Below are 6,418 nucleotides of genomic sequence, written 5' to 3'. Positions count from 1 at the left end.
CGCGCCAGATGCCCGCAGATCGGCTCGACCAGGCGGCCGATGTCGCCGGCGCCCAGGGTCACGAGCAGGTCGCCCGGGATGACCGTGGCGTCGAGCCAACGCTCGACGTCGTCGGCCCCGGCCAGCAGCGAGACCGCGTCGCGCCCCTTGCGCGCGAGCGCCGTCGCGATCAGCCCGCTGTCGGCGCCGGGCAGCGGCTCCTCGCTCGCGGCGTACACCGGCAGCAGCCCCACGACGTCGGCCGCCGCCAAGGCGTCGGCGAACTCGCCGGCGAACCGCAGCGTGCGCGAGTAGCGGTGGGGCTGGAACAGCACGACCACGCGGCGGCCCTCGTCGCGGGCGACGGCGAGGGTGGCGGCGATCTCGGTGGGGTGGTGCCCGTAGTCGTCCACCACGCGCACGCCGCCCGGCTCCCCGTGCTCCTGGTAGCGGCGGCCGACGCCGGCGAAGCCGCCCAGGGCCCGGGCCGCCTGCGCGAAGGGGACGCCCAGCTCCATGCCCACGGCGACCGCCGCCAACGCGTTGGTCAGGTTGTGCCGGCCGCGCAGGCGCAGTTCGAGGCGCCCGAGTTCGCGGCCGCCCGCCAGCACCGTCGCGGCGCCGGGCAGGGACGGTTCGGGCACGCCGCGCACGTCGGCATCCGCGCCGAGGCCGTAGGTGATGACCTTGCGCTCGAGGTGCGGGATCAGCGCGCGCACCTCGGGATCGTCCTGGCAGAGCACGCACGCCCCGTAGAAGGGCACGCGCGCCAGGAAGGCGCGGAACGCGGCGCGCAGGTCGTCCATCTCCGGATAGAAGTCGACGTGCTCGTGGTCGATGTTGGTGACCACGGCCACCGTCGGCACCAGGTGCAGGAAGGTCCCGTCGCTCTCGTCGGCCTCGGCCACGAGGTAGTCGCCGGCGCCCAGGACCGCGTTCGCGCCCGTCGCCAGCGCGCGCCCGCCCACCAGCACGGTGGGGTCCAGCCCGCCCGCGGCCAGGACCTCGGCCACCAGCGAGGTCGTCGTCGTCTTGCCGTGGGAGCCGGCCACGGCGATGCCGTACTTCAGGCGCATGAGCTCGGCGAGCATCTCCGCGCGCCGGATGACCGGGATGCCGAGCCGACGCGCCTCGGTGACCTCGGGGTTGACGCGCGTGACCGCCGACGAGTACACCAGGACGTCGGCGCCCCGCACCTGCCCCTCGCGGTGCCCGATCGCGATCGTGGCCCCGAGCCGCTCGAGGCGCTCGGTCGCCTCCGAGGCGCGCAGGTCGCTGCCGCTGACGCGGAAACCCAGGTTCAGCAGGATCTCGGCGATCCCGCTCATGCCGATGCCGCCGATGGCGACGAGGTGGACGTGTCGGGTGTTGCGGAACACGGCAGCTCCCTTACCGGCCGGTCGTGGTGCTGGCCCCGGCTGCGCCCGCGGGCAGCCGGCCCGCCAGGCGCATCAGGTCGGCGGCGATCTCCATCGCCGCGTCGGGTCGGGCGGCGGCCCGCGCGGCGGCCGCCATCGCGCGCAGCCGGGCGGGATCACGCCGCAGGTCGTCCACGCACGCCGCCAGCGACTCCCCCGTGCAGAACTCGTCCAGCAGCAGCAGCGCCGCGCCCGCGTCCTCCCGCGACTTGGCGTTGCGCAGCTGGTGCTGGTCGGTGGCGTGCGGGTAGGGCACCAGGACCGACGCGCGACCCGCGGCCGCCAGCTCGGCCAGGGTCATCGCACCCGCGCGGCAGACCACCACGTCGGCCCAGCGCAGGGCCGCGGGCATGTCCTCGATGTAAGGCGTGACGCGCGTCGAACCGAGCCGACCGGCACAGCCGCGGGTCACCGCCTCGTGCTCCTCGGGTCCGGTCTGCGCCCACAGCGACAGGTCGGCGCGCAGCGCCCAGGCTCCGCGCGCCGCGTCGATCACGGCGCGGTTGAGCGTGCGGGCGCCGCGGCTGCCGCCGAAGACCAGCACGTGGCACGAGGCCGCTCCTTCCGCGCGCGGCGGGCCGTCGCCCGCGCCACCCCGGACCTCGGCGAAGGCGGCGCGGACGGGGTTGCCCGTGTCGCGGCTGCGCCCGGACGGGAAGAACGCGGCCGCCTCCGGGAAGCCGAGGTAGATCCGCTGCGCCCAGCGGCCCAGCAGCCGGTTGGTGCTGCCCGGGATGGCGTTCTGCTCCTGCAAGGCCAGCGGTCGGCCCAGCAGGCGCGCCGCCAGGCCGACGGGCAGGCTGACGAAACCGCCGCTGCCCAGCACGACGTCGGGTCGGAAGCGCCGCAGCGCGTCCAGGCTCTGCAGGACGCCCACGACCAGGTTGGCGGCGAAACGCAGGCGGGCGACGGGTCCCAGTCCGCGGTAGCCGGAAGCCGCGACGTGGCGCAGGTCCAGGCCGGCGGCGGGGACGAGGCGCGACTCGAGGCCCCGGCTGGTGCCGAGGTAGAGCAGCCGGGCCTGCGGTTCGAGCCGCCGCAGAGCTTCGGCCACGGCCAAGGCGGGGTAGATGTGCCCGCCGGTGCCGCCGCCCGCCAGGACGACCCTGACCGGTTTGGCCGCCTCGGCTCGGCGCGGGTCGCGGCGCGGGTCCATGAATCTCCTCCGAGGGCCGGCCGGGCCGCCTCAGGGGCGTCCGATCACCCGCACCCTCCTGGCGCGCAGGGCGCGCCCCTGGCGGTCGATGCTCAGCAGGATGCCCACCGCCGCCAGGTTCGTGATCAGCGCGGAGCCGCCGTAGCTGATGAAGGGTAGCGGCAGCCCCATGACGGGCAACACCGCGGTGACCATGCCGATGTTGATGGCCGCGTACGCCAGCAGCATCGTGGTCAATCCGGCCGCGACCAGGCAGCCGAACTCGTCGCCGGCGTTGCGTGCGATGTTATAACCGCGCCAGCCCAGCAGCACAAACAGAAAAAGCGTGATCAGGCCGCCCACCAGCCCCAACTCCTCGCCCACCACCGAGAAGATGAAGTCCGTGTGCGAATCCGGCAGGAAGGCGAACCGCTGCTGGCTGGCCCCGATGCCCGTGCCGTGCCAGCCGCCCGCCCCCAGCCCCAGCAGCGACTGGTAGACCTGGTAGAGCTTCTCGTCCGCGCGGGGGTCGATCGTGCCGTCCTTGATCGCCAGCCACCAGAGCACCAGCCGGTGGTTGATCTTGGCGATCGTGAAGAAGCCCAGGGCCGACACCCCCACCGCGGCGGCGCCCAGCCAGACGAGGATCCGCGCCGGCAGGCCGCTGAGCGTCAGCAGGACCAGCGTCAGCAGGCCCATCATCGCGGCGTTGCCGTAGTTCGGCTGCAGGGCCAGCGCGACCATCGAGACGGCCGGGACGGCCAGCGCCGTCCAGAAGCGGCGGTCGTCACGGCGCAGGCGCTCGAAACCGCCGGCGCACTGCTGCGCCAGGAACAGCACCAGCGCGACCTTCACGATCTCCACGGGCTGGACCGGCAGGAACGTCAGCCAGCGGCTGGAGCCGGCGCGCTCGTCGACGAGGCCGGTCTTGCGCAACGCGACGGTGACCAGCACCAGGCCCAGGCCGAGACCCAGCAGCCCCCAGTTCACCCAGGGCCGCCGCAGCGTCTGGTAGTCCAGCCCGGCCAGGAACCACAGCGCGCCGAGGCCGAGGCCGAAGCGGATGATCTGGTGCACCAGGTAGTGGGTGCTGGACGAGGAGTTGAAAGAGCCGGCGTTGTAGACCATCGCCACGCCGAAGATCCCCAGCACGAGCACCGTGAGCATCAGCCAGCCGTCGAGCTGTTCGAACCAGGCCAGCAACTCGCGCACGCGGCGGTTCATGATCCCTCCCGGGAGCCCGCGGCGTCCGGCCGGCCGGCCAGCCAGGCGAGCGCCGCGGCCTGGAACGCCTCGCCGCGGTGGTGGTAGTCGCGGAACATGTCGAAGCTCGCGCACGCCGGGCTCAGCAGGACCGTGCCCCGCCCCGACGCCAGGCCGGCCGCCGTCGCCACGGCCTCGTCCATGCCGGAAGCCCGGACCAGCGGCACCGACCCGGCGAGCGCCGCCTCGATGCGGTCCGCCTCGGCGCCGATCAGCACCGCGGCACGCACCGGCCCGAGCGCGCCGCGCAGGGGCGCGTAGTCCTCCCCCTTGCCGCTGCCGCCCAGGATCAGCACGACGTCGGCCGCGTAGCCGGCCAGGCCGCCGCACACCGCGTGCACGTTGGTCGCCTTGGAATCGTCGACGAAGACCAGGCCCTCCCCCCGGGCGACTTCCTGCTGGCGGTGCGGCAGACCGCGGAAGCTCCGCAGGCCGTCCGCCAGGACGTCGTCGTCCAGTCCGAAGGGTTCGAGGGCGGCGAGGGCGGCGCCGGCGTTGAGGACATTCGGTGCGCCGTGGAGGGGAAAGTCCTCGAGCGCCAGCACCGCCCGCGGCTCGCCGTCGCGCAGCCGCCACAATCGGCCATCGCGCGCGAAGCACGCGGCGCCCGCCTCCGGGTCGCCGAACAGCAGGCGACGCGGCGCGGGCCAGTCCAGGGCCGGCAGGCAGCCGGTCCCGGTGACGAACAGCCCCCCGGGGGGCAGCCGGTCCACGAGCCGCTTCTTGGCGGCGTAGTACGCGGCGATCGACGGGTAGCGGTCCAGATGGTCGGGCGCGAGGTTCAGCACGACGGCGACCTCGGGTCGGAACCGCGAGACGGTCTCGAGCTGGAAGCTGCTGACCTCCACGACGGCCACCGCGCTGTCGGGCAGCGTGTCGGCGACCTGGCTCAGCGGGCGCCCCACGTTGCCCAGGGCCGGCGCCGTGTGGCCCGCGGCGCGCAGCAGGTGCGCCGCCAGCTCGGTGGTCGTCGTCTTGCCGTTGGTGCCGGTGATCGCCACCGTGCGCCCGGCGAAGAAGCGCGAAGCGAGTTCCAGCTCGCCCAGGACCGGCACGCCGGGCGCCGCCGCGGCGGCCCGCTCGACGGTCACGCCGGGGCTGAGCACCACGCCGTCGAGGCGCGGCATCGCCGCCTCCCAGCCGGGTCCGGTGCGCACTTCGTCGAAGGCCGCCGCAGCCTCGTCCGCGAGACCGCGCTGCCGCCACTGCGCGGCGAGCGCCGTCCCGTCGGCGTCGTCGGCGCCCACGACGCGCGCGCCGTGGCGCCGCAGCAGGGCGCCGGCCGCGCAGCCGCTGCGCGCCAGACCGATCACCAGCCAGGTCCCGCCCCTCACGTTCACGCCGGTCCTCCTACTGCAGCTTGACGGTGCTCATGCTCAGCAGCAGCAGCAGGATGCCGATGATCCAGAAGCGGACCACGACCTGCGTCTCCGACCAGCCGAGCAGCTCGAAGTGGTGGTGCAGCGGGGCCATGCGGAAGATCCGCTTGCCGCCGCGCCAGCGGTACGACGCGACCTGCAGCATCACGCTCAGGGCCTCCATCACGAACATGCCGCCCATGATCACCAGCAGCAGCTCGCGCTTGACCAGGATCGCGACGGTGCCCAAGGCGCCGCCCAGGGCCAGGCTGCCCGTGTCGCCCATGAACACCCGCGCCGGGTGGGCGTTGAACCACAGGAAGCCGAGCGAAGCGCCGACGACGGCCCCGCAGTAGACGGCGAGCTCGCCGGCGCCCGGCAGGTAGACGATGTTCAGGTAGTCGGCGAAGATCACGTTGCCCGCGACGTAGGCCAGCGCCGCGAAACCCAGGAAGGTGAAGGCGCTCAGCCCGATCGCCAGCCCGTCCAGGCCGTCGGTCAGGTTCACGGCGTTGCTGGTGCCCGCCACCACGACCACCACCAGCGGCAGGTAGAACCAGCCGAGGTCGATGAAGGTGTCCTTGAGCAGCGGCACGGCCAGCTGCGTGACCAGGGCGTCGTCGGCGGCCGCGCTCTTCAGCAGCGCGTACAGCACCAGGCTGAAGCCGATCTGCCCCGCCATCTTCACGCGGCCGATCATGCCCTTGGGATGCTTGCGCACGACCTTGAGCCAGTCGTCGACGAAGCCGAGCGTCCCCATCCAGACCGTGGCCAACAGGCAGAGCTGCACGTAGCGGTTGCCCAGGTCCGCCCACAGCAAGGTGGGCAGCACGATCGCCGCGATCACCAGCACGCCGCCCATCGTCGGGGTGCCCGCCTTGGCGGCGTGCCGCGCGGGCCCGTCGCTGCGGATCGTCTCGCCGATCTGCAGGGCCTGGAGCCGGCCGATCAGCCAGCCGCCGAACACGAAGCAGATCAGCAGGGCGGTGATCGTGGCGTAGGCGGCGCGGAACGTGATGTACTGGAAGACGTTCAGCGCCGACCAGTGTTCGCGCAGCGGGTAGAGCAGGAGGTAGAACATCAGCGTGTCTCCCTGTCGGGCGCGGCGCCGCCGAGGTGCGCCAGGAATGCGTCGAGCGCGCGCTCGACGGCGGCGGAACGGGATCCCTTGAACAGGATGCGGTCGCCGGGCCGCGCCGCGGCGGCCAGGGCCGCGGCCGCCGCAGCGGCGTCGGCACAGACCACGGCGTCGCCGCCCGCCTCGC

Annotated in this window: 6 protein-coding genes; all 6 read right to left on the bottom strand. The window is 73.7% G+C overall.

The features are described from left to right. Positions 1-1,358 (bottom strand): UDP-N-acetylmuramate--L-alanine ligase (murC, locus tag Q7W29_00090; protein ID MDO9170212.1); only part of this gene is annotated, 1,358 nt, incomplete at its 3' end. Between the two features lie 10 nt (positions 1,359-1,368). Further along, positions 1,369-2,553, bottom strand: coding sequence for an undecaprenyldiphospho-muramoylpentapeptide beta-N-acetylglucosaminyltransferase (murG, locus tag Q7W29_00085; protein ID MDO9170211.1), 1,185 nt, complete (start codon positions 2,551-2,553; stop codon positions 1,369-1,371). A gap of 30 nt (positions 2,554-2,583) precedes the next feature. Then, positions 2,584-3,756, bottom strand: a complete 1,173-nt coding sequence (locus Q7W29_00080) for an FtsW/RodA/SpoVE family cell cycle protein (protein MDO9170210.1) — start codon at positions 3,754-3,756, stop codon at positions 2,584-2,586. Continuing rightward, positions 3,753-5,135 carry a UDP-N-acetylmuramoyl-L-alanine--D-glutamate ligase gene (murD, locus tag Q7W29_00075; protein ID MDO9170209.1) on the bottom strand — a complete coding sequence of 461 codons (1,383 nt, stop codon included), beginning with the start codon at positions 5,133-5,135 and terminating at the stop codon, positions 3,753-3,755. Before murD ends, Q7W29_00080 begins: the two co-directional genes overlap by 4 nt. A gap of 10 nt (positions 5,136-5,145) precedes the next feature. Continuing rightward, positions 5,146-6,234 (bottom strand): phospho-N-acetylmuramoyl-pentapeptide-transferase, encoded by a 1,089-nt coding sequence (gene mraY / locus Q7W29_00070; protein ID MDO9170208.1) that lies wholly within the window; start codon positions 6,232-6,234, stop codon positions 5,146-5,148. Then, the coding region (locus tag Q7W29_00065; GenBank protein ID MDO9170207.1) for a hypothetical protein at positions 6,234-6,418 on the bottom strand (185 nt) is incomplete at its 5' end. The genes Q7W29_00065 and mraY, both read right to left, overlap by 1 nt.

This window comes from bacterium (genome assembly GCA_030654305.1).
Lineage (GTDB): Bacteria > Krumholzibacteriota > Krumholzibacteriia > LZORAL124-64-63 > LZORAL124-64-63 > PNOJ01.
Note: the sequence above shows the minus strand (reverse complement) of the source record. Positions and strands in the feature narration are given on the sequence as shown.